Here is a 20567-nt window from a genome sequence, read left to right on the forward strand (position 1 = left end):
CTTTCCGGCGTTCAACCACCTTTGGAGGAGAAACCATGGCCAACACCGTCAAGGTGACCGACGCGACGTTCGTCGACGAGGTCCTGACCAGCGAGAAGCCCGTGCTGGTCGACTTCTGGGCCACCTGGTGCGGCCCGTGCAAGATGGTCGCCCCGGTGCTCGAGGAGATCGCGGCCGAGAACGGCGAGAAGCTGACCGTCGCCAAGATCGACATCGACGAGAACCCGAACACGCCGCGTGACTACCAGGTGATGTCGATCCCGACGCTGATCCTGTTCCAGGGTGGCAAGCCGGTGAAGCAGATCGTCGGCGCCAAGCCGAAGGCCGCGCTGCTGTCGGACCTCGCCGACGTCCTCTGAGCCCGAACACTCCCGGCGGACCCGGGGCCTGCGAGAACCCTCTCGCGGACCTCGGGTCCTTCGCCGTTCGGGGTAATCCCACCGGTGTGGGTGAATCGAGCGTGACGAGGGCCACCGGGGGTACTCCACGATCGGGCCCTTGACGCACCTACCGGGCCTGCGCTGTCACCGAGAGTTGGCAAGGCACAATAGAGGACCTGGGCCCGTCCCAGCGAAGGTTTTCTTGCCACGCACCGAGCCCCCGAGTCGGTGCCCTAGGAAAGAGCGAGGAGTGCATGCGGGTACTCCGCCGCGGTGACGCCGGTCCGGACGTCGCCGAGATCAGGTCCATCCTGGCCGGGATGGACCTGCTCCCGCCGGTCACCGGTACCGACGACTACGGCACGTTCGACGTCGCCGTCGAGCACGCCGTCCGTGCCTTCCAGCAGCGCCGTGGGCTGATGACCGACGGCATCGTGGGTCCGGCGACCTTCCAGGCGCTCAAGGGCGCCAGCTACCACCTGGGCAGCCGCCCGCTGTCGTACATGATCGCGTCCCCGGTGCACGGCGACGACGTCTTCACGCTCCAGGAGCGGCTGACCGAGCTGGGCTTCGACGCCGGCCGCCCCGACGGCTACTTCGGCCCGGCGACCGAGCGCGCGCTCAAGACGTTCCAGCGCGACATGCGCCTGACGCCGGACGGCATGTGCGGCCCGGCGACCATCCGCGAGCTGCACCGCCTGTCCTCGCCGCGGGCCAGGGGCGGGCGCCCCGTGTTCCTGCGCGAGCAGGAGCAGGTGCGCCAGGCCGGTCCGCGCCTGCGCGGCAAGCGCATCGTGATCGACCCGGGCCACGGCGGCGACGACCTCGGCGTGGTCGCCGGCGGCCTGCGCGAAGCCGACATCGCCTGGGACCTCGCGCGCCGCCTCGAAGGCCGGATGAAGGCCACGGGCATGGAGGCGCTGATCTCCCGCGGCCCGAACCACAGCCCGACCGAGCTGGAGCGCGCCAAGTTCGCCAACGACGCGGGCGCGGACCTGTTCCTCTCGCTGCACAGCGACAAGAACCCGTCGCCGCGCGCGCAGGGTGTCGCGAGCTTCCACTTCGGCAACGGCAACGGCACGACGTCCACGGTGGGCGAGCTGCTGGCCGGCTTCATCCAGCGCGAGGTCGCGGCCCGCACGGGCCTGCAGGACAACCGCACGCACTACAAGTCGTGGGACATCTTCACCCGCACCCGCTGCCCGGCGGTCCGGATCGAAATCGGCTACCTGACGAACCCGGACGACGCCCGCAAGCTCGGCGACCCGGCGTTCCGCGACATCGTCGCGGAGGGCATCCTGATCGCCGTCAAGCGCCTGTACTTGCTCGGCGAAGGCGACCAGCCGACGGGAACGTTCACGTTCGCCGACGTCCTGGCGCACGAGCTGGCCAAAGCCGAATAGGGCTGACCACAACCCCTAGCGGCTCACCTTCACCTGCCCCACCACCCCTGGGGACGCAGCTCCTGCGTCCCCAGGTTTCCGGGCAGTCATCCACAGCTTTTCCACCGCGCCTAGCAGCGCTCTGTGGATAACTCGGCACTTCTTCCACAGTCGTGCACAGGCGTGTTCCGACCCTGCTCGAGCACGGGCGCAAACGTTTGCGGGGTGCGTCAGGCGCGGCCGAGGCTGGGCTCGGCCGTCGTGATCGTCACCTGGCCGAGCAGCCGCTCCAGCGCCGCCTCGACGTCTTCCTTCCAGGTGATCGCCGAACGCAGCTCCAGGCGCAGCCGCGGCCACTTCTGGTGCGGGCGGACCGTCTTGAAGCCGACGCTCTGCAGGAACGCCGCCGGCAGCACGCAGCTGTGGCCGCCGTCCGGGTCCGACTCCTCGGGGCGGGCGTCGCCGAACGCTTCGATCGCGCGGACACCGCGTTTGGTGAGGTCCTTGGCGACCGCTTGGACCAGCATCCGGCCGAGGCCGCCGCCGCGGAACTCCGGGAGGACCTGGAACGCCGTCAGCAGGACCGCGTCCGCGCTCGGCGGGGACGTCGGGAAGGCCAGCGACCGCGGGACGGCGTTCGGCGGGGCGTACAGCACGAACCCGACCGGCAGCGTGTCGCTGTAGACGATCCGGCCGCAGGAACCCCACTCGAGCAGGACGCTGGAGACCCAGGCTTCCTTCTCGACCTCGGTGGCGCCGAACTCCTCGGCCTGGTTCTTGAGGTGCGGGGCCAGCTCCCAGTAGACGCACCTGCGGCAGCTCTTCGGCAGGTGCTCCAGGTTGTCCAGTGTGACGCCCACGACGCGACGCGACACCCGCGACCTCCCCTGACCTGCGCTCCCGACCGGCTGCCCGGTCGTCAAGCCGCGTGGGAGCGCGGCACGGCACGGGAGCCAAGGACGAGGATAGGCCGATGTGACGAGCGCCGAAAGGCCAGGGGGTCCGGATGGGTGCCCGGTTACACTCGACGGGATCTGCTGCGCTCCGCACAGGCAGCCCATCCACGAGCCCCGGGTGAATCGTCGATGACCGAGAACCGCCCCAGCAAGCCGCACAGCGGCCGCCAGAACCTCGACCCGCACCTCGAGCGGTACGCCGCGCGCACCGCCGGGATGACCGCCTCCGAGATCCGGGCGCTGTTCGCGGTCGCCAGCCGGCCCGAGGTGGTTTCGCTGGCCGGCGGCATGCCGAACCTGGCGGCGCTCCCGCTCGACACGCTGTCGGCGCAGGTGGCGGAGATCATCGCCGAGGACGGCCTCGTCGCGCTGCAGTACGGCTCGGCGCACGGCGTCCCGGTGCTGCGCGAGCAGATCTGCGAAATCATGGCGCTGGAAGGCATCAAGGCGCACCCGGACGACGTCGTGGTGACCGTCGGCTCCCAGATGGGCCTGGACATGGTCACGCGGCTGTTCTGCGACCCGGGTGACGTCGTGATCGCCGAAGGGCCGTCGTACGTCGGCGCGCTCGGCTCGTTCGCCGCCTACCAGGCGCAGGTCGTGCACGTCGCGATGGACGACAACGGCCTGGTGCCGGAGCTGCTGCGCGAGGCGCTCGCCCAGGCGGAGAAGGCCGGCCGCCGCGTCAAGTTCCTCTACACGATCCCGAACTTCCACAACCCCGCCGGCGTTACGCTGGCCGTCGAGCGCCGCGCGGAGATCCTGGAGATCTGCCGCGAGCACGGCGTCCTGGTCGTCGAAGACAACCCGTACGGGTTGCTCGGGTTCGACGGCCAGACGTACCCGGCGCTGCGCTCGACCGACCCCGACAACGTCGTGTACCTCGGTTCGTTCTCCAAGACGTTCGCCTCCGGCCTGCGCGTCGGCTGGGTGCTCGCACCGCACGCCGTGCGCGAGAAGCTCGTGCTGGCCGCGGAGTCGGCGACGCTGTGCCCGCCGACGTTCAACCAGATGATCGTGTCGCGCTACCTGGCCACGCACGACTGGAAGGGCCAGATCAAGAAGTTCCGCGAGAACTACCGCGAGCGGCGGGACGCGATCCTCTCCGCGCTCGACCAGTACCTGCCCCCGGGCTGCTCGTGGACCAAGCCGGACGGCGGCTTCTACGTCTGGGTGACGGTGCCGGAAGGCGTCGACACGAAGGCGATGCTGCCGCGCGCGGTGACCGCGAGGGTGGCGTACGCGTCCGGAACGGGCTTCTACGCCGACGGGTTCGGCAGCCGGCAGATGCGGCTCTCGTACTGCTACCCGACGCCGGAGCGGATCCGCGAGGGCGTCCGACGGCTGGCCGCGGTGCTCGAGTCCGAAATGGACCTCGCGCGCACCTTCGGTAACGTGAGCGCGCGCCAGATCCAGGGGCCGCAGAACCCGTCCCCGGACACGGTCTAGTTCTTCCCAGCTAAGGAGTTCCTACGGTGGTCGACCGTACCGTTGCCGTGCTCGCCGGCGGGCTTTCGCACGAACGCGACGTTTCGCTGAGGTCCGGGCGACGGCTCTCCGCGGCGCTCAAGTCCGAGGGCCTCGGCATCGAGGAGTGGGACACCGACGCCGGCCTGCTGGAGCGCCTGCGCGCCCAGCGGCCGGACGCGGTCGTCGTCGCCCTGCACGGCGGCGAGGGTGAGAACGGCTCGGTGCAGACGGTGCTGGAGATGCTGGACGTGCCGTTCGTCGGCACCGGCTCCCAGGGCTGCCGCCGCGCGTGGGACAAGCCGACGGCGAAGGCGCTCATCGAGAACGCCGGGTTCACGACGCCGGGCTGGGTGGTGCTGCCGCACAGCACCTTCCGCGAGCTCGGCGCGCAGGCGGTGCTCGACGCGATGGTCGAGACGCTCGGCCTGCCGCTGATCCTCAAGCCGGACCAGGGCGGCTCGGCGCTCGGCACGCAGGTGGTCCGCGAGGCGGCGGAACTGCCGGCCGCGATGGTCGGCTGCTTCGCCTACGGCGACACGGTGCTCGCCGAGCGGTTCGTGGACGGCGTCGAGGTGGCCGTGACGGTCATCGAGGGCGAGAACGGGCCCGAGGCCCTGCCCGCGGTCGAGATCGTGCCGGAGAGCGGCGTGTACGACTACACGGCCCGCTACACGGCAGGCCTGACCGACTTCTTCACCCCGGCCCGCCTCGACGACGCCGCGGCCAAGGCGGTCGCCGAACTCGCCGTCGCCGCGCACCGCGTACTCGGGCTGCGCGACATCTCCCGGACCGACGCGGTCGTCGCGTCGGACGGCGCGGTGCACTTCCTCGAAGTGAACCCGTCGCCGGGTCTCACCGAGACGTCGACCGTGCCGATGGCGATCGAGGCCGCGGGCAAGTCGCTCGGCACGGTGTTCGGCGAACTCATCGGACGCGCGATTTCCCGCTGACTCCAGACACGCGAAAGGCCACTGCGGAAGCTCCGCGGTGGCCTTTTTCGTGTCGCGGTTGATCATCACCCGGTGTGGTTACCGCGACTGCGTCGAGCAATCATCACCGTGACGAAACACCCCAGGGTGATCCCTAATCGGTTTTCGGTGTCTGATTCGTCCCGTTCGCATCGATGATCGCGACGATCCGCTCGAGGTCGTCGACGGACCCGAACTCGAGCGTGATCCGGCCCTTGCGGCGGCCGAGGTCGACCTTCACGCGGGTGTCGAACCGGTCCGAAAGCCGGTTCGCGAGCTCCTGCAACCCCGGCGCCTGGATCGGCTTGCGCGGCGCGGGCTTCGGCTTGGCCGGCTTCTCGCTCTTCTTGAGCGTGACGGCTTCCTCGGTCGCCCGGACCGACATGCCCTCCGCGATGATGCGCGCGGCGAGCTCTTCCTGGCTGTCGGCGTCCTCCAGCGAGAGCAGCGCGCGGGCGTGGCCGGCGGACAGGACGCCCGCGGCCACCCGGCGCTGCACCGGCAGGGGGAGCTTGAGGAGCCGGATCGTGTTGGTGATGACCGGCCGGCTGCGGCCGATCCGGCTCGCCAGCTCTTCGTGCGTCACCGCGAACTCGTCCAGCAGCTGCTGGTACGCCGCCGCCTCTTCGAGCGGGTTCAGCTGGACGCGGTGGATGTTCTCCAGGAGCGCGTCGCGCAGCATCGACTCGTCGGCGGTCTGCCGGACGATCGCCGGGATCGCCTCGAGCTCCGCCTGCTGCGACGCGCGCAGCCGGCGCTCGCCCATGACGAGCTCGTACTCGTCGTTCCCGAGCTCGCGGACGACGATGGGCTGCATGAGCCCGAACTCGCGGATCGAGTGCTCGAGTTCGGCGAGCGCGTCCTCGTCGAAGACCTGCCGCGGCTGCTTCGGGTTCGGCTTGATCGAGCCGACCGGGATCTCGCGGTAGACCGCGCCGGCGACCTCGCCGCCGTGCGTCTTCGCTTGGCCGTTCGCCGCGAACCAGCCCTTGTCTTCGGCCGTCTTCTTGTCCGCCGCCGCGTCCGCGGGCGCGGGCAGGGGACCGCCGGTGGCGGGTCCGGTGGGGATCAGGGCGGCGAGGCCGCGCCCCAGCCCTCCTCGGCGCTCGGTCATGTCGAACTACCCTTCTCCATCTGTGCGCCGCGCTCGGCGATCTCCTTGGCCGCGTCGACGTAGCTCATCGCACCACGCGAACCGGGATCGTAAGCGAGGACGGTCTGGCCGTACCCGGGCGCCTCCGAGACCTTCACGCTGCGGGGGATGACGGTCTTGAGGACCGTGTCGCCGAAGTGGTTGCGCACCTCGTTCGTCACCTGGTCGGCCAGCTTGGTGCGGCCGTCGTACATGGTGAGGAGGATCGTCGAGACGCGCAGCTCGCGGTTGAGGTGCTGCTGCACGAGCTCGATGTTGCTCAGCAGCTGCCCGAGACCTTCGAGTGCGTAGTACTCGCACTGGATCGGGATGAGCACCTCCTGCGCCGCGACCATCGCGTTGACCGTCAGTAGGCCGAGCGAGGGCGGGCAGTCGATGAAGACGTAGTCGACGCCGATCTCGTTGAGGATCTCCGAGGAGATGGCCTCCTTGAGCCGGGACTCGCGGGACGCCATCGAGACGAGCTCGATCTCAGCGCCGGCGAGGTCGATCGTCGCGGGGACGCAGAAGAGGTTGGGGGACTGCTCGGTGGGCTGCGCGGCGTCCGCGAGCGTCACCTCGCCGATGAGTACCTCGTAGATCGACGGCGTCCCGGACCGGTGGTCGACGTCGAGCGCGGTGCTCGCGTTGCCCTGCGGGTCGAGGTCGACGACGAGCGTCTTGAGCCCGTGGACGGCGAGCGCGGCGGCGAGGTTGACCGTGCTCGTGGTCTTGCCGACGCCGCCCTTCTGGTTGGCGACGGTCAGCACGCGACGGCGTCCGGGGCGGGGGAGCTCCCCTTCCTTCGGGTGCAGCAGACGCGCGGCGCGGGCGGCTTCTTCGGCGATCGGGGTCCAGCCCACGTCGGGGGTGGTCTCCGTGGAGTCGGACGGCGGGGGATTCACCGGTCTCGACACCTCCTCCATCTAGACGTCTGGTCGGTGGTCGAGTCGCGTCGTTTCACGTGGAACATCGCGGCCCGTTAACGCTTCTTGCTCCGTGCCTTCGGCTTGCTGGCTGCTGGGAGGCGACGGATCTTCACGACCGTGCTGGGGACCTCTAGTACTGCGGCACCGCATTCGATGATCAGTGGGTCGGCCCCGCCGGCCTTGCGGATGGCGGCGCCGTCCCGGTCGATCTCGTCCGCCGCGCTGGCACCCTTGAGGGCAACCAGGAAGCCATCGGGACGAACGAGCGGCAAGCACCAGTCCGCGAGCCGGGCGAGCGGGGCGACCGCGCGAGCGGTGACGATGTCGGCGCCACCGAGCTGCTCACGCACAGGCCGCTCCTCCGCGCGTCCACGGACGACGGTGATCGGGAGTTCCAGCTTCTCGGCCACCTCGGCCAGCCAGTCCACCCGGCGGGCCATCGGTTCGAGCAAGACGATATCGAGGTCCGGTCGCGCGATCGCGAGCGGTACTCCCGGAAGCCCGGCACCCGACCCGACATCGATGACGCGGGCACCCTCGGGCATCTGCTCACCGATGACGGCGGAGTTGAGGACGTGTCGCTCCCACAGCCGCTCGACCTCCCGCGGCCCGATCAGCCCACGCTCGACCCCGTGACGCTCGAGAAGTTCGACATACCCAGCGGCTTGGTCCACCCGCGCACCGAACACCCGCTCCGCCGCGGCCCGCACCGCCACCGCGGCCTGCTCCAAGCTCACTCCGTCTACTCCTCGTCCGCCGGTTTCACGTGAAACCGCGCTCCGTCGATTGTCCCCGATGTCGAGTCGAAAACGAGCCGACGAGCCGCAGATGTGGACAACTCCACTCGCCCAGCGGCATCGAAGGCGCGGTTCCACGTGAAACATCACCGCTGTAATTCGCTCGGCCGCGGCTGCGCGTTCCGCAGCCGGATCCCGCTGAAGCCGAGCGAGCTCGGCGCCGCCGCGTCCACGAACCGCCAGAGGTTCGGCAGCACCCGGAGCTCGATCCCCGCCGACGCGTGCAACCCGAGGAGATCGCCGACCCGCTCCGGCGGCCCCAACGGGGAGACCGGCTCCGTCGCGACCATCGCGTGCGCGTGCTCGCCGAACGAGCGGAATGACACAGCCGCGAACCGGTACGCGTACAACCGGACCGTGCGCATCTCCTCGAGCCACCCGTACTCGATCGCGTGCACCCGATCCGACCCGAGCCACCCCCGGTCCGACGACGTCGTCGCCGGCGTCACCCACGCCATCGCGCGCGGGCACTGGCGGGGGAACCAGTAGTCCGGCGCCCGGTCCGGACCGACCGCCCACACGTACGCCTCCGGCTGCAGGGCCGTCGCGGCGACGTGCGGCTCGAAGCGGGTGATCGTCGGGTCCTCCGAGAAGTGGACGACCTCACCGGGTGCCGGGCGCATGCCACAAAAGAAGCGGCCCCACCTGACCGAGTCAAGTGGGGCCGCTTCAGTGGAGCCGAGTCTCAGGACTCCGGGAAGATCACCACGCGGCGCTTCGGGTCTTCGCCCTCGCTCTCGCTCGTGACGCCGGAGACCGCCGCCACCGCGTCGTGGACGACCTTGCGCTCGAACGGGCTCATCGGCTGCAGGCGCACCCGCTCGCCGCTCTGGAGGACCGACTCCGCCGTCGAGCGGCCGAGCTCGCGCAGCTCCTCGCGGCGGTCCGCGCGCCAGCCCGCGATGTCCAGCATGAGGCGGCTGCGCGAGCCCGTCTCCTGCTGGACCGCCAGGCGGGTCAGCTCCTGCAGCGCCTCGAGGACCGTGCCGCGCGGGCCGACGAGCTTCTCGAGGTCCTCGCCGCCGTCGATGCTCACGATCGCGCGGCCGGCCTCCACGTCCAGATCGATGTCGCCGTCGTAGTCGAGCAGGTCGAGCAGGCGCTCGAGGTAGTCGCCCGCGATGTCGCCCTCCTGGACGAGGATGTCGTCACCGCCCGCCTTCTGCTCGGCCCCCTCGTCCGCGGAAGCGGCCTCCGGGGTCACGTCGTCCTTATCGGCTTCGATCGTGTCGATCGTCTCCGACATCATTCGTCTCCTCTCCGAACCGGTCGCGCCTCAGCGGCGCTTCCGGCCCGACTTCCTGGTCGAGTCTTTGAGAAGGCCCGGCACGCCCGTGCCGTTGTCCTTCGAGCCGTTCTGGCCGTTCGTGTCGGCGGGCGCCGGGTCAGCGGTCTCCGCGGCCTTGGCGGCGGCCTCCGCCGGGGTGGTCTGGGCGAAGCCGTGGGCCGAGCCGGCCTTCGTGACCTTCTTGGCCGTGCCGGTCTGCGCGGGCTGGTTCTTCTTCTGCTGGACCGGCTTCTGGCCGACCTTCGGCGCGGTCGGCTTCTGCCCCGGCTTCGGGCCGAGCGACGCGCGCTTCTCCGCGGCCTCCGCCTTGCGGGCCGCTTCTTCCTTGTCGATCTTCGTGTAGACGAGGCGCTGCTGCATCAGGGTCCAGCCGTTGTTCGCCAGCCAGTAGAAGAGGAGGCCGAGCGGGAACAGCGCACCGAAGACGAGCACACCGAGCGGGAACACGTACATCGTCAGCTTGTTCATGATCGCGGTCTGCGGGGTGGCCGACGCGGCGTTCTGCCGGGCCACCGAGTGCCGCGCGGTGAGGTGCGTGGCGATCGACGCGACGATCATCAGCGGCAGCGCCACCGGGAGCACGTTCCAGTGCCAGCCGGACGCACCGGAGCCGCCGATCGCGGTGACGCCGTTGTGGATCGCCTCACCGATGTTGACGCCGAACAGCTTCGCGTTGACGTACGACTCGACGTCGTGCTGGTTGAAGAAGTAGTTCTCGGTCTTCGGGCCGCCGCCCTTGGGCTGGATCGTGAACGCGCGCAGGACCCAGTTCAGACCGATGAAGACCGGGATCTGGAGCAGCATCGGCAGGCAGCTGCCGAGCGGGTTGACGCCGTGCTCCTTCTGGAGCTTCTGCATCTCCGCGGCCTGGCGCTGCCGGTCGTTCGCGTACTTCTTCTGGAGCTTCTTCATCTCCGGCGCGAAGTCCTGCATCTTCTTCATCGACCGGACCTGGTTCACGAACGGCTTGAACATGATGCCGCGGACCGTGAACGTCAGGAAGATGATGCCGAGGATCCAGGAGATCGCCGTGGCTTCCCCGAAGACGAAGCCGAAGACCTTGTGCCAACACCAGAGGATGAAGGACACGGGGTAGTAGATGAAATCGAGCACTGCTGCTACTCCTCGATCGGTGTATCAGGTCGTCGGTGGCGCCACGAGAACTCCTCGGGCACGGGGTCGCGGCCGGGTGGGGTCCACGGGCCGCAGCGCAACAGCCGGCGCAGCGCGAGGTAGGAGCCGCGGCCGGCACCGTGCCGGGTGAGGGCTTCGACTGCGTACGCGCTGCAGCTCGGGTAGAACCGGCAAGCCGGTGGGAGGAAGGGCGAGATCGCCTTGCGGTAGAGCTTGATGGGGAGCAGCAGGACCCAGGCGACGGGGCCGGGCCGCGGGGGCGCGGGCTCCACAGCGTCGTGCTCGGAGTGCTCGTGGTCGTGCTCGGGGGTGGCTCGCATGCCGGTCACACCGCTGATCCGTGGTCGGGGGCCGCGTCGGCGGGACGCGCCGGGCGGGGGGCATCCCCGGCCGGACGACGCGACGGTGAAAGACCCAGCCGACGCAGCGCGGCGTCGAGATCGGCTCCGAGCTCGGCGCTGGACGCGGTCGCGGACGGCGGCAATGCCCTCACTACCAACGCACTGCCCGGCGGCAGGGTTCCGAGCCGGGCCGAAACGAGGTGACGCAGCCGCCGGGTGACGCGGTGGCGGACCACCGAGTTGCCGACGGCCTTGCTCACCACAAAACCCGCCCGGGCCGCCGACGGTGGGTCGGCGGCCCCGGACGGGTCCGTGGTCAACGCGTGGACGACGAGGCGGCGCTTGCCTGCCCGGGACCCGCGACGGAGAACCACGCGGAAATCCTCACTCCGCCGCAAGCGTGCGGCAGCCGGCAGCACGGCGCGCCCCGACGTGCCGGATCAGGCGGACAGCGCGGCGCGGCCCTTGCGACGGCGGCCCGCCAGGATGGCCCGGCCGGCACGCGTCCGCATGCGCAGGCGGAAGCCGTGCGTCTTCGCGCGGCGGCGGTTGTTCGGCTGGAAGGTGCGCTTACCCTTGCTCACTGCTTCTCCTGTGTGTCGCGTCGGACGCGGGGATTCCTCCCCGTCGCCTGGCGTGTCGTGCGGGCGCACGGCAGTCTCTGGTGTCTCCTACCAACGTGTGGCCTCGTCACGACGAGCGACGACAACGTGGGCACGCGAATAGCACCCGTCGCATACGGGAGACCTTACGAGGGTACGCACCCCCGTCGGGCGGCCGGTAAGCACCCCCTCGGCCACGGTCCGCGACCGGCCGCGGAGGCCGCGATCGTCGACGCCGCGGCACCGAATGGCAACACGCCGTACACCGTGAAATGCTTGCGACCCAGGATGCCTTGTGGCAGCGGGCGGGGCTTGTTAGCGTGCCTCTCTCGGGTCACCGGTCGAGGTGCACGAGTATCCGGGTGGTGGAGTGCCCACCGGCGTACGACGAGCCCGCAGGTGGCGTCGCCGCGGGTCGCCGTACATTAGTGCACAGCTGTGGACAACTATGTGGATATTCGCTGTGCCGGTGCACACGCGGGTCCGCTGTTGCGTACCGGGCCGCGTGACCAGGGGCGTTCGGCCGTCCACGCCGACGAGGGGAGGGGAGCCAGACCGGTGTCGGAGCACCAGCACAATCTGGGCGTCATCTGGGAACAGGTGGTACGCGAACTGTCCGACGGGACCCTGTCCCCCCAGCAGCGCGCCTGGATGCGCGTGACCCGCCCGATCGGTCTGCTCGACGGCACCGCCCTGCTGGCGGCCCCCAGCGACTTCGCGAAGGAAGCGATCGAACGCGGTTTGCGCGGCGCGATCACCGACGCGCTCTCCCGGCGGCTCGGCCGCGCCATCTCCCTCGCGGTGAAGGTGGACAGCGCCGAGACCGTCGCGCCGTCGCCCGCGCCCCGGTACGTGCCGTCACCCGGCCGGGTGGAAAACGGTGCGAGCCCCGAGCCCGCCGCCGCGCTGCCGGGCAACGGCTCGCCGATGATGCCGCCGCCGCGGCCCGAACCCGCGCCGCCGATGCCGCCGCACCCCTCCGTCGCGGCGAAGCCGGACGACGGGGACGACACCGACGAAGAGGTGGACGAAGAAGGCGAGGCGCTCGCCGCCGTCCACGAGATCTGGCCGACGTTCTCCGGGCAGCCGATCGCCGGCCAGCCCTACACCGCGCCGGCGCAGCCGCAGACGTCCAAGACGAAGCTGAACGAGAAGTACACCTTCGACACCTTCGTCATCGGCGCGTCCAACCGCTTCGCGCACGCGGCCGCGGTCGCCGTCGCCGAAGCGCCGGCCCGCGCCTACAACCCGCTCTTCATCTGGGGTGAGTCCGGGCTCGGCAAGACGCACCTGCTGCACGCGGTCGGCCACTACGCGCAACGGCTGTTCCCCGGCATGCGCGTCCGGTACGTCTCGACCGAAGAGTTCACGAACGACTTCATCAACTCGCTGCGCGACGACCGCAAGGTCGCCTTCCAGCGGCGCTACCGCGACATCGACATCCTGCTCGTCGACGACATCCAGTTCCTGGAAGGCAAAGAAGGTACGCAGGAAGAGTTCTTCCACACCTTCAACACCCTCCACAACGCGAACAAGCAGATCGTCGTCAGCTCCGACCGCCCGCCGAAGCGCCTCGAGACGCTGGAAGACCGGCTGCGGACGCGGTTCGAGTGGGGCCTGATCACCGACATCCAGCCGCCCGAACTGGAGACGCGCATCGCGATCCTTCGGAAGAAGGCCGCGCAGGACAGGCTGGCGGTGCCGGGCGAGGTCCTCGAGTTCATCGCCTCGCGCGTCGAGGCGAACATCCGGGAGCTCGAAGGCGCGCTCATCCGCGTCACGGCGTTCGCGTCCCTGAACCAGCAGCCGGTCGACAGCGCGCTCGCGGAGATCGTGCTCCGCGACCTGATCCCGGACTCGCACGCGCCGGAGATCACCGCGCCGACCATCATGGGCGTCACGTCCGAGTTCTTCGACGTGACGCTCGACGACCTGTGCGGCCCCGGCAAGACGAAGGCGCTCGCCACGGCCCGCCAGATCGCGATGTACCTCTGCCGCGAGCTGACCGACATGTCGCTGCCGAAGATCGGGCAGACGTTCGGCGGCCGCGACCACACGACAGTCATGCACGCGGACAAGAAGATCCGCAAGGAGATGGCCGAGCGCCGGCGCATCTACGACCAGGTGCAGGAGCTGACGTCGCGCATCAAGCAGCGCGCCCGCCAGTAGCACATCCCCTTACCTCCCAACGACTTCGGGGCGTCCGCTCAATGTGGACGCCCCTTAGTCGTCTTTGGAGTGTCCGAAGCGCGCCTACGCGCGCGAAGCAGCGAAGGTGCGTACGCGCGCTTCGCCAAACTCGTCGAAATTGTTTGTACACAAGGAAGTTTCCCCATGGTGTGGGCGGATTGCCCACAGTGCCAACGGATCTCCCATCAGCGACGACGCCGGATCCACCCACACCCCGCCCACAGGTGATCCACAGTCCATCCACACCCTTGTCCACGCTGATTCCACAGGTTGCCCACATTCTGTGCACAGCACGTGCCGGTCACTCGGTAGGGCGATTCGGACCCCGCCGCGCACCCCCAGACCCTGGGGACGGAGCGCCCCACACCTGGGGACAACCGTGGGGACAACTGGGCCTCGCTGTGGACGAATCGGGGGTCGGCCGAAACCATCCACGGACGCCCCGAGTTGCCCACAGAACCGCCACCACGGTTCTCCACATGCCCGCGAGCCCTCCCACCTGCGCGAACGAGCTCAATCCACACAATCCACACCGCTTACTACTGCTACTGCCTTTAGATCTCTTCTAAGAGAGAACAAAACAAAAACAGGCGATGGACGAAGTTGGGGACAGCCGCGAGAACGTGTCGGCAAGTCGACAAAGTCAAGGGGAGGCCGAGGTGACGGCGGGCCCCGCGACGGCCTAACGTGGACGCCTGCACCTGGTCCGCGCTCCGGCCGCTCAAGCGGGAGGGCGGACCGGCCGGAGGGGGCAGCCGGTCACTGTCCCGCGAGAACCAGGCCTGGCCCGAGCCACGAGCGCTCGGTCGTCGAAAGGATGCGCGCATGAAGATCCGCGTCGAGCGTGACGGGCTCGCCGACGCCGTCGCGTGGGTGGCCAGAAGCCTCCCCTCCCGGCCTCCCGTGCCGGTTCTCGGCGGTGTCCTGCTCGACGCCGGTTCGGACGGCGACTCCGACGCCCTGACCGTCTCGGGCTTCGACTACGAGGTCTCCGCCACGGTCGGCGTCCCGGCGACGATCGCCGACGGCGGCCGCCTGCTGGTCTCCGGGCGCCTCCTGGCCGACATCACCAAGGCGCTGCCCGCGCAGCCGGTCGAGATCTCGGTCGACGGCGCGCGCGCCACCATCACGTGCGGCAGCGCGCGGTTCTCCCTGCCGACCATGCCGGTCGAGGACTACCCGCAGCTGCCGTCCCAGCCCGCCTTCGCGGGCGAGCTCGCGGGCGACGCGTTCGGCCAGGCCGTCACCCAGGTCGTCGTCGCCGCGGGCAAGGACGACACGCTGCCGATGCTGACCGGCATGCGGCTCGAGATCTCCGGCAGCTCGCTCACCCTCGTCGCGACCGACCGCTTCCGGCTCGCCATGCGCGAGTTCACCTGGCAGCCGGCCGAGGGCCTGGCCGACGCCGCGGTGCTCGTCCCGGCGCGCACGCTCGCCGAGGCCGCCAAGACGCTCGGCGCGAGCGGCGCCACGATCCGCCTCGCGCTCGCCAGCGGCGAGGGCCTGCTCGGCCTGTCCGGTTCCGGGCGCTACACGACGACCCGCCTGCTCGACGCGGAGTTCCCGCCGTACCGCCAGCTGCTGCCCGCGTCGCACACCTCACGCGCGGTCATCGACGTGTCCGCTCTCACCGAGTCCATCAAGCGCGTTTCGCTGGTGGCGGAGCGGGGGACTCAGGTACGACTGGAGTTCGGGGACAACTCGCTGCGGTTGTCCGCGGGCGGCGACGACGAGGGAAGCGCCGAAGAAGAGCTTCAGGTCGAGTACGAAGGTGAGCCGGTGACCATCGCGTTCAACCCGGGTTACCTCGTCGACGGCCTCGGGGCGCTCCACAGCGACCGGGCGGAGCTCACGTTCACCACGCCGAACCGGCCCGCGCTCATCAAGCCCGCCGACGCCGAGGGCAACGTCGTCCCCGGCTACCTCTACCTCCTGATGCCGGTCCGCCTCCCGGGCTGACCCGCAACTTTCCTTAGCACGTAAGGGGATCTCATGGTTCAGCTCGGTCTGATCGGCCTGGGCAAGATGGGCTTCAACATGCGTGAGCGGCTGCGCGCGGCCGGTCACGAGGTGGTCGGCTACGACCGCAACCCGGACGTCTCCGACACGACGTCGCTCGAAGACCTGGTGTCCAAACTGGACGGCCCGCGGATCGTCTGGATCATGGTCCCGGCCGGCGACCCGACGCGCCAGACCGTCACCGAGCTGAGCAACCTGCTCTCCGCCGGCGACATGGTGATCGACGGCGGCAACTCGAAGTACACCGACGACAAGCTGAACGCCGACCTGCTGGCGGCGAAGAACATCGGCTACGTCGACTGCGGTGTCTCCGGTGGCGTGTGGGGCAAGGAGAACGGCTACGGCCTGATGGTCGGCGGTACCGCGGCCGACGTCGAGAAGGCCATGCCGATCTTCGACGCGCTGCGCCCGGAAGGGCCGCGCGAAGAAGGCTTCTCGCACGCCGGCGACGTCGGCGCGGGTCACTACGCGAAGATGATCCACAACGGCATCGAGTACGGCATGATGCAGGCGTTCGCGGAGGGCTTCGAGCTGCTCGAAGCCGCGAAGGTCGTCAAGGACGTGCCCGCGGTGATCAAGGGCTGGCAGCGCGGCACGGTCGTCCGGTCCTGGCTGCTCGACCTGCTCGTGCGCGCGCTCGACGAGGACCCCGAGCTCGACGACCTCGAGGGGTACGTCGAGGACTCCGGCGAAGGCCGCTGGACGCTGGAAGAGGCGATCAACAACGCGGTGCCGGCGCCGGTCATCTCGGCCGCGCTGTTCGCGCGGTTCGCCTCGCGCCAGGAGCACTCGGCCGCGATGCGCGCGGTGGCCGCGCTGCGCAACCAGTTCGGCGGGCACGCCGTGAAGAAGGTCGGCGGGTAAGGAGCACCTGGTGTATCTGCGTCACCTGCAGGTCACCGACTTCCGCTCCTGGCCCCAGGCCGATCTCGCGCTCGAACCGGGGCCGACCGTGCTGGTCGGCCAGAACGGTCGCGGCAAGACCAACCTGCTCGAAGCGATCGGGTACGTCGCGACGCTGGGCTCGCACCGCGTCGCGACGGACGCGCCGCTCATCCGGCACGGCTGCGAGCGCGCGCTCGTGCGGGTCGCGGTGGTCAACGACGACCGCGAGCTGACCGTCGAGCTCGAGATCACCGCCGGCCGCGCGAACCGCGCCCGGGTCAACCGCGGCGTGGTCGGCCGGCCGCGCGACGTGCTCGGGATCCTGCGCACGGTGCTGTTCTCGCCGGAGGACCTGGCGCTGGTCCGGGGCGACCCGAGCGAGCGAAGACGGTTCCTCGACGAGCTCTTGGTGCTGCGCGCGCCGCGGTACGCGGGAGTTCGGGCCGACTACGAGAAGGTGCTGAAGCAGCGCAACGCCCTGCTCAAGACGGCGGGGAAACGGCGTACGGGCCGCGAAGACCCGTACGCGCTCTCGACGCTGGAAGTCTGGGACGACCACCTCTCGGTGGCGGGCGCGGAGCTGCTGGCCGCGCGCCTGAACCTCGTCGCGGACCTCGGGCCGCACGCGGCCGCGGCGTACATGGGGGTCGCGCCGGACTCGCGGCCGGCGAAGATCTCGTACAAGTCGTCGCTGGGTGACGCCCTGCCGGAGACGTACGGCGTACCGGATGGCGAACGGGCGCAACCCGAAGTCCTCAAGGACGTCTTGCTCAAGGCGCTCGGCGAGGCTCGCAAGGCCGAGCTCGAGCGCGGGATCAGCCTGGTCGGCCCGCACCGGGACGAGCTGGAGCTGATCCTGGGCGAGGCGCCGGCCAAGGGGTACGCGAGCCACGGCGAGTCGTGGTCGTTCGCGCTCGCTCTCCGGCTCGGCAGCTACGAGCTGCTGCGCGCGGAGGCGGGCGAGCCGGTGCTGCTGCTCGACGACGTGTTCGCCGAGCTGGACCGCAAGCGCCGGGCCCGGCTGGCCGAGGTGGCCGCGAGCGCCGAACAGGTGCTGGTGACCGCTGCGGTCGACGAAGACGTGCCCGGGGAGCTGGCCGGCGGCCGGTTCGTGGTGGCGGATGGTGAGATCACGCGTGGCTGAGCAGGGCGAACCGGGGGCGGCAAGATCGACTCGCACACCCCGTGTGACCGTCGACACAGCAGTTACCCACCGATCTGGGGACAAACCTGTGGACAGTGTGGATAAACCCGTGCCCGAGTTATCGCCGCGCGTGACCAAAACGCCGGAACAGCGGCTTGACGCCCCCCGCGCGGGGGTTAACCCACGTGGGCAAGTCACTTCGGGTACGCAGAGTGAAGGCGGCACTGCTCCGAATGGGCAGACCGGCCGGGACCTCGCCCACGCCGCGCTCGAAGCGGCGAAGGCCAAGGCCAAGGAACGCGGGACGTCGCCGGGCTACCGGCGCCGCGCGGTCGGCGGTGGCGGGGGCCAGAACCCCCGGCGTCGCCGCTGGTCGGGGCCGGGTGCGGACCCGCGCGACCCGCAGCCGCTCGGCCGGCTCGTCTCGCGGCTGGTCTCCGACCGCGGCTGGAACGAGAGCGTCACGACCGCCCGCGTGTTCGCGCAGTGGGCCCGGCTGGTCGGCGAGGACGTGGCCGAACACGCCCAGCCGGTCGCGCTGAAGGACGGTGAGCTCACCGTCCGCGCCAGCTCCACGGCGTGGGCCACGCAGCTGCGGTTGCTGCAGGGCAAGCTGCTGCACAAGATCGCCGCGGGGGTCGGCAACGGCGTCGTCAAGCGCATGCGGATCCAAGGTCCGACCGCTCCGAGCTGGCGGAAAGGGCCCCGGCACGTGCCGGGGCGCGGCCCGCGTGACACGTACGGCTGACCCGGGTTGCGCGATGCTCGGTTGAATGCCCCGAGAACGCATCCAGACCTCCCGAAATACGTCAAGACTCGGCTCGGACCGATTTCGTCCGTCTGTGACGCGCTCAGGGGTGTCCTTGCCGCATGCCAGCGGACGCGGCCAAGTACACTGGGAGGGAGCGAGCGTCCGCTCGGGCGAGACGAGGAGAAACAACGCCGGTGACCGAGAACAAGAGCGAGTACAACGCGTCGTCGATCACGGTGCTCGAAGGCCTCGAGGCGGTCCGCAAGCGCCCTGGCATGTACATCGGTTCCACCGGTGAACGCGGCCTGCACCACCTCGTCCAGGAGGTCGTGGACAACTCCGTCGACGAGGCGATGGCGGGTTACGCCACCAAGGTCGAGGTTACCCTGCTCGCCGACGGCGGGGTGCGCGTCGTCGACGACGGCCGCGGCATCCCCGTCGACATGCACCCCAAGGAGAAGAAGCCGACCCTCGAGGTCGTGCTGACCGTGCTCCACGCGGGTGGCAAGTTCGACAGCGACTCCTACGCGGTGTCCGGCGGCCTGCACGGCGTCGGCGTCTCCGTGGTGAACGCGCTGTCGACGAAGCTGCTCGCCGAGGTCAAGTACGGCGGCCGCAGCTGGCGCCAGGAGTACACCGACCAGATCCCCGGCCCGCTCGAGGACCTCGGCCCGGCGTCGGAGACCGGCACCACGATCACCTTCTGGGCCGACAGCAACATCTTCGAGACCACGACGTACAACTTCGAGACCATCTCGCGCCGGCTGCAGGAGATGGCGTTCCTCAACAAGGGGCTGACGCTGTCCCTGCGCGACGAGCGCGTCGCCGACGAGGAGACCGAAGCCGACGCCGAGGGCAAGGTCGCGCGGGTCAAGGAGAAGACCTACTGCTACCCGGGCGGGCTCGAGGACTTCGTCAAGCACATCAACGGCAGCAAGGACCCGATCCACTCCAGCGTGATCTCCTTCGACGCGAAGGGCACCGGCCTCGAGGTCGAGGTCGCGATGCAGTGGAACACCGGCTTCACGCCGTCGGTCTACACGTTCGCCAACACGATCAACACGCACGAGGGCGGCACCCACGAAGAGGGCTTCCGCGCCGCGCTGACCCGCGTCGTCAACTCCTACGCGCGCGACAAGAAGCTGCTCAAGGAGAAGGACGCCAACCTGACCGGTGACGACGTGCGCGAGGGCCTCGCCGCGATCGTCTCGATCAAGCTGGCCGAGCCGCAGTTCGAGGGCCAGACCAAGACCAAGCTGGGCAACAGCGAGGCCAAGACGTTCGTGCAGCAGACGTCGAACGAGTGGCTGGCGGACTGGTTCGAGCGCAACCCCACCGAGGCGAAGACGATCATCAACAAGTCGATCTCCTCGGCGCAGGCCCGGATGGCCGCGCGCAAGGCGCGTGACCTCGTCCGCCGCAAGGGCGCGCTGGAGATCGGCGGCCTGCCCGGCAAGCTCAAGGACTGCCGCTCGACCAACCCGGCGGAGTGCGAGCTCTACATCGTCGAGGGTGACTCGGCCGGCGGCTCGGCCAAGGAGGGCCGGGACTCGATGTACCAGGCGATCCTGCCGATCCGCGGCAAGATCATCAACGTCGAGAAGGCCCGCATCGACCGCGTCCTCAAGAACACCGAGGTCCAGTCGCTGATCACCGCGCTGGGCACCGGCATCCACGACGAGTTCGACCTCCAGAAGCTGCGCTACCACAAGATCGTGCTGATGGCCGACGCCGACGTCGACGGCCAGCACATCACCACGCTGCTGCTCACCCTGCTGTTCCGGTTCATGGCGCCGCTGATCGAGCACGGTCACGTGTTCCTCTCGCGGCCGCCGCTGTACAAGATCAAGTGGCCGCGGGCCGAGCCGGAGTACGCGTACTCCGACCGCGAACGCGACGCCGTCATCCAGGCGGGCGTCGAGGCCGGCAAGCGGCTGCCGAAGGACGACGCGATCCAGCGCTACAAGGGTCTCGGCGAGATGAACGCCGAGGAGCTGTGGGAGACCACGATGGACCCGGCCAACCGGCTGCTGGGCCAGGTCACGATGGACGACGCCGCCCAGGCGGACGAGCTGTTCTCGGTCCTGATGGGCGAGGACGTCGAGGCCCGCCGGTCGTTCATCACGCGCAACGCCAAGGACGTGCGCTTCCTGGACGTCTAGGCGTTCCCCGCTCTTCGCCCCGCTAGGACTCTCCACT

General features: G+C 69.7%; 20 protein-coding genes. 10 read left to right on the plus strand and 10 right to left on the minus strand.

Annotated elements, in window-relative coordinates; translation table 11 throughout:
- The first annotated feature begins 35 nt into the window (after positions 1-35).
- The gene (gene trxA / locus ACIRSS_RS21605; RefSeq protein ID WP_378191855.1) at positions 36-359 is read left to right on the plus strand and encodes a thioredoxin; all 324 of its coding nucleotides are present in this window, start codon (positions 36-38) and stop codon (positions 357-359) included.
- Positions 360-634: 275 nt separating this feature from the next.
- A complete protein-coding gene (locus ACIRSS_RS21610) occupies positions 635-1783 on the plus strand; it encodes an N-acetylmuramoyl-L-alanine amidase (RefSeq protein ID WP_400866069.1) in 1149 nt (382 codons plus the stop codon).
- Between the two features lie 209 nt (positions 1784-1992).
- Here the strand turns inward: ACIRSS_RS21610 and ACIRSS_RS21615 are convergent, their stop codons facing one another.
- A complete protein-coding gene (locus ACIRSS_RS21615) occupies positions 1993-2637 on the minus strand; it encodes a GNAT family N-acetyltransferase (protein ID WP_284743442.1) in 645 nt (214 codons plus the stop codon).
- A 210-nt stretch (positions 2638-2847) separates the two neighbouring features.
- Between ACIRSS_RS21615 and ACIRSS_RS21620 the strand changes: the two genes are divergently transcribed.
- Together ACIRSS_RS21620 and ACIRSS_RS21625 are read left to right on the plus strand one after the other, a co-directional pair.
- Positions 2848-4167: a PLP-dependent aminotransferase family protein gene (locus ACIRSS_RS21620; RefSeq protein WP_400897342.1), complete on the plus strand. Its 1320-nt coding sequence runs from the start codon at positions 2848-2850 to the stop codon at positions 4165-4167.
- A gap of 26 nt (positions 4168-4193) precedes the next feature.
- Entirely contained in the window at positions 4194-5138 is a 945-nt protein-coding gene (locus ACIRSS_RS21625) for a D-alanine--D-alanine ligase (protein ID WP_400897344.1), read from the plus strand.
- 133 nt (positions 5139-5271) lie between these two features.
- Here the strand turns inward: ACIRSS_RS21625 and ACIRSS_RS21630 are convergent, their stop codons facing one another.
- From ACIRSS_RS21630 to rpmH, 9 genes are all read right to left on the minus strand, one after another.
- The gene (locus ACIRSS_RS21630; RefSeq protein WP_400897346.1) at positions 5272-6270 is read right to left on the minus strand and encodes a ParB/RepB/Spo0J family partition protein; all 999 of its coding nucleotides are present in this window, start codon (positions 6268-6270) and stop codon (positions 5272-5274) included.
- Positions 6267-7193: a ParA family protein gene (locus ACIRSS_RS21635; protein WP_400897348.1), complete on the minus strand. Its 927-nt coding sequence runs from the start codon at positions 7191-7193 to the stop codon at positions 6267-6269. The genes ACIRSS_RS21630 and ACIRSS_RS21635 overlap by 4 nt, the downstream gene beginning before the upstream one ends.
- A 77-nt stretch (positions 7194-7270) precedes the next feature.
- The gene (gene rsmG / locus ACIRSS_RS21640) at positions 7271-7954 is read right to left on the minus strand and encodes a 16S rRNA (guanine(527)-N(7))-methyltransferase RsmG (protein WP_400897350.1); all 684 of its coding nucleotides are present in this window, start codon (positions 7952-7954) and stop codon (positions 7271-7273) included.
- A 146-nt stretch (positions 7955-8100) separates the two neighbouring features.
- Complete coding sequence (locus ACIRSS_RS21645; RefSeq protein ID WP_400897352.1) at positions 8101-8637, minus strand: DUF6886 family protein; 537 nt, start codon at positions 8635-8637, stop codon at positions 8101-8103.
- Between the two features lie 62 nt (positions 8638-8699).
- Complete coding sequence (locus tag ACIRSS_RS21650; RefSeq protein WP_400897354.1) at positions 8700-9263, minus strand: protein jag; 564 nt, start codon at positions 9261-9263, stop codon at positions 8700-8702.
- A 27-nt stretch (positions 9264-9290) separates the two neighbouring features.
- Positions 9291-10415 carry a membrane protein insertase YidC gene (yidC, locus tag ACIRSS_RS21655; protein WP_400897356.1) on the minus strand — a complete coding sequence of 375 codons (1125 nt, stop codon included), beginning with the start codon at positions 10413-10415 and terminating at the stop codon, positions 9291-9293.
- 5 nt (positions 10416-10420) lie between these two features.
- Positions 10421-10756, minus strand: a complete 336-nt coding sequence (gene yidD, locus ACIRSS_RS21660) for a membrane protein insertion efficiency factor YidD (protein ID WP_400897358.1) — start codon at positions 10754-10756, stop codon at positions 10421-10423.
- Between the two features lie 5 nt (positions 10757-10761).
- Positions 10762-11196 carry a ribonuclease P protein component gene (gene rnpA, locus ACIRSS_RS21665; protein ID WP_400897360.1) on the minus strand — a complete coding sequence of 145 codons (435 nt, stop codon included), beginning with the start codon at positions 11194-11196 and terminating at the stop codon, positions 10762-10764.
- A 21-nt stretch (positions 11197-11217) separates the two neighbouring features.
- Positions 11218-11361 carry a 50S ribosomal protein L34 gene (gene rpmH, locus ACIRSS_RS21670; RefSeq protein WP_003082934.1) on the minus strand — a complete coding sequence of 48 codons (144 nt, stop codon included), beginning with the start codon at positions 11359-11361 and terminating at the stop codon, positions 11218-11220.
- Between the two features lie 576 nt (positions 11362-11937).
- On the opposite strand from rpmH, the gene dnaA reads away from it, so the two are divergent.
- From dnaA to gyrB, 6 genes are all read left to right on the plus strand, one after another.
- Entirely contained in the window at positions 11938-13548 is a 1611-nt protein-coding gene (dnaA, locus tag ACIRSS_RS21675) for a chromosomal replication initiator protein DnaA (RefSeq protein ID WP_400897362.1), read from the plus strand.
- Between the two features lie 846 nt (positions 13549-14394).
- Positions 14395-15528 (plus strand): DNA polymerase III subunit beta, encoded by a 1134-nt coding sequence (gene dnaN / locus ACIRSS_RS21680; protein WP_400897364.1) that lies wholly within the window; start codon positions 14395-14397, stop codon positions 15526-15528.
- A 33-nt stretch (positions 15529-15561) separates the two neighbouring features.
- Positions 15562-16452 carry a phosphogluconate dehydrogenase (NAD(+)-dependent, decarboxylating) gene (gene gnd / locus ACIRSS_RS21685; RefSeq protein WP_372667564.1) on the plus strand — a complete coding sequence of 297 codons (891 nt, stop codon included), beginning with the start codon at positions 15562-15564 and terminating at the stop codon, positions 16450-16452.
- A 10-nt stretch (positions 16453-16462) separates the two neighbouring features.
- Complete coding sequence (gene recF / locus ACIRSS_RS21690) at positions 16463-17617, plus strand: DNA replication/repair protein RecF (RefSeq protein WP_400897366.1); 1155 nt, start codon at positions 16463-16465, stop codon at positions 17615-17617.
- A 109-nt stretch (positions 17618-17726) separates the two neighbouring features.
- The gene (locus ACIRSS_RS21695; RefSeq protein ID WP_400897368.1) at positions 17727-18365 is read left to right on the plus strand and encodes a DciA family protein; all 639 of its coding nucleotides are present in this window, start codon (positions 17727-17729) and stop codon (positions 18363-18365) included.
- A gap of 197 nt (positions 18366-18562) precedes the next feature.
- Positions 18563-20530: a DNA topoisomerase (ATP-hydrolyzing) subunit B gene (gene gyrB / locus ACIRSS_RS21700; protein WP_400897370.1), complete on the plus strand. Its 1968-nt coding sequence runs from the start codon at positions 18563-18565 to the stop codon at positions 20528-20530.
- The last annotated feature ends 37 nt before the right edge of the window (positions 20531-20567 follow it).

It is taken from the genome of Amycolatopsis sp. NPDC101161 (genome assembly GCF_044768185.1).
Lineage (GTDB): Bacteria > Actinomycetota > Actinomycetes > Mycobacteriales > Pseudonocardiaceae > Amycolatopsis.

Excerpts from the sequence above, each read along its gene's own strand:
- trxA (WP_378191855.1), top strand. The coding sequence starts at position 36 with ATGGCCAACACCGTCAAGGTGACCGACGCGACGTTCGTCGACGAGGTC.
- ACIRSS_RS21610 (WP_400866069.1), top strand. The coding sequence starts at position 635 with ATGCGGGTACTCCGCCGCGGTGACGCCGGTCCGGACGTCGCCGAGATC.
- ACIRSS_RS21620 (WP_400897342.1), top strand. The coding sequence starts at position 2,848 with ATGACCGAGAACCGCCCCAGCAAGCCGCACAGCGGCCGCCAGAACCTC.
- ACIRSS_RS21630 (WP_400897346.1), bottom strand. The coding sequence starts at position 6,270 with ATGACCGAGCGCCGAGGAGGGCTGGGGCGCGGCCTCGCCGCCCTGATC.
- ACIRSS_RS21645 (WP_400897352.1), bottom strand. The coding sequence starts at position 8,637 with ATGCGCCCGGCACCCGGTGAGGTCGTCCACTTCTCGGAGGACCCGACG.
- ACIRSS_RS21650 (WP_400897354.1), bottom strand. The coding sequence starts at position 9,263 with ATGATGTCGGAGACGATCGACACGATCGAAGCCGATAAGGACGACGTG.
- yidD (WP_400897358.1), bottom strand. The coding sequence starts at position 10,756 with ATGCGAGCCACCCCCGAGCACGACCACGAGCACTCCGAGCACGACGCT.
- dnaN (WP_400897364.1), top strand. The coding sequence starts at position 14,395 with ATGAAGATCCGCGTCGAGCGTGACGGGCTCGCCGACGCCGTCGCGTGG.
- gnd (WP_372667564.1), top strand. The coding sequence starts at position 15,562 with ATGGTTCAGCTCGGTCTGATCGGCCTGGGCAAGATGGGCTTCAACATG.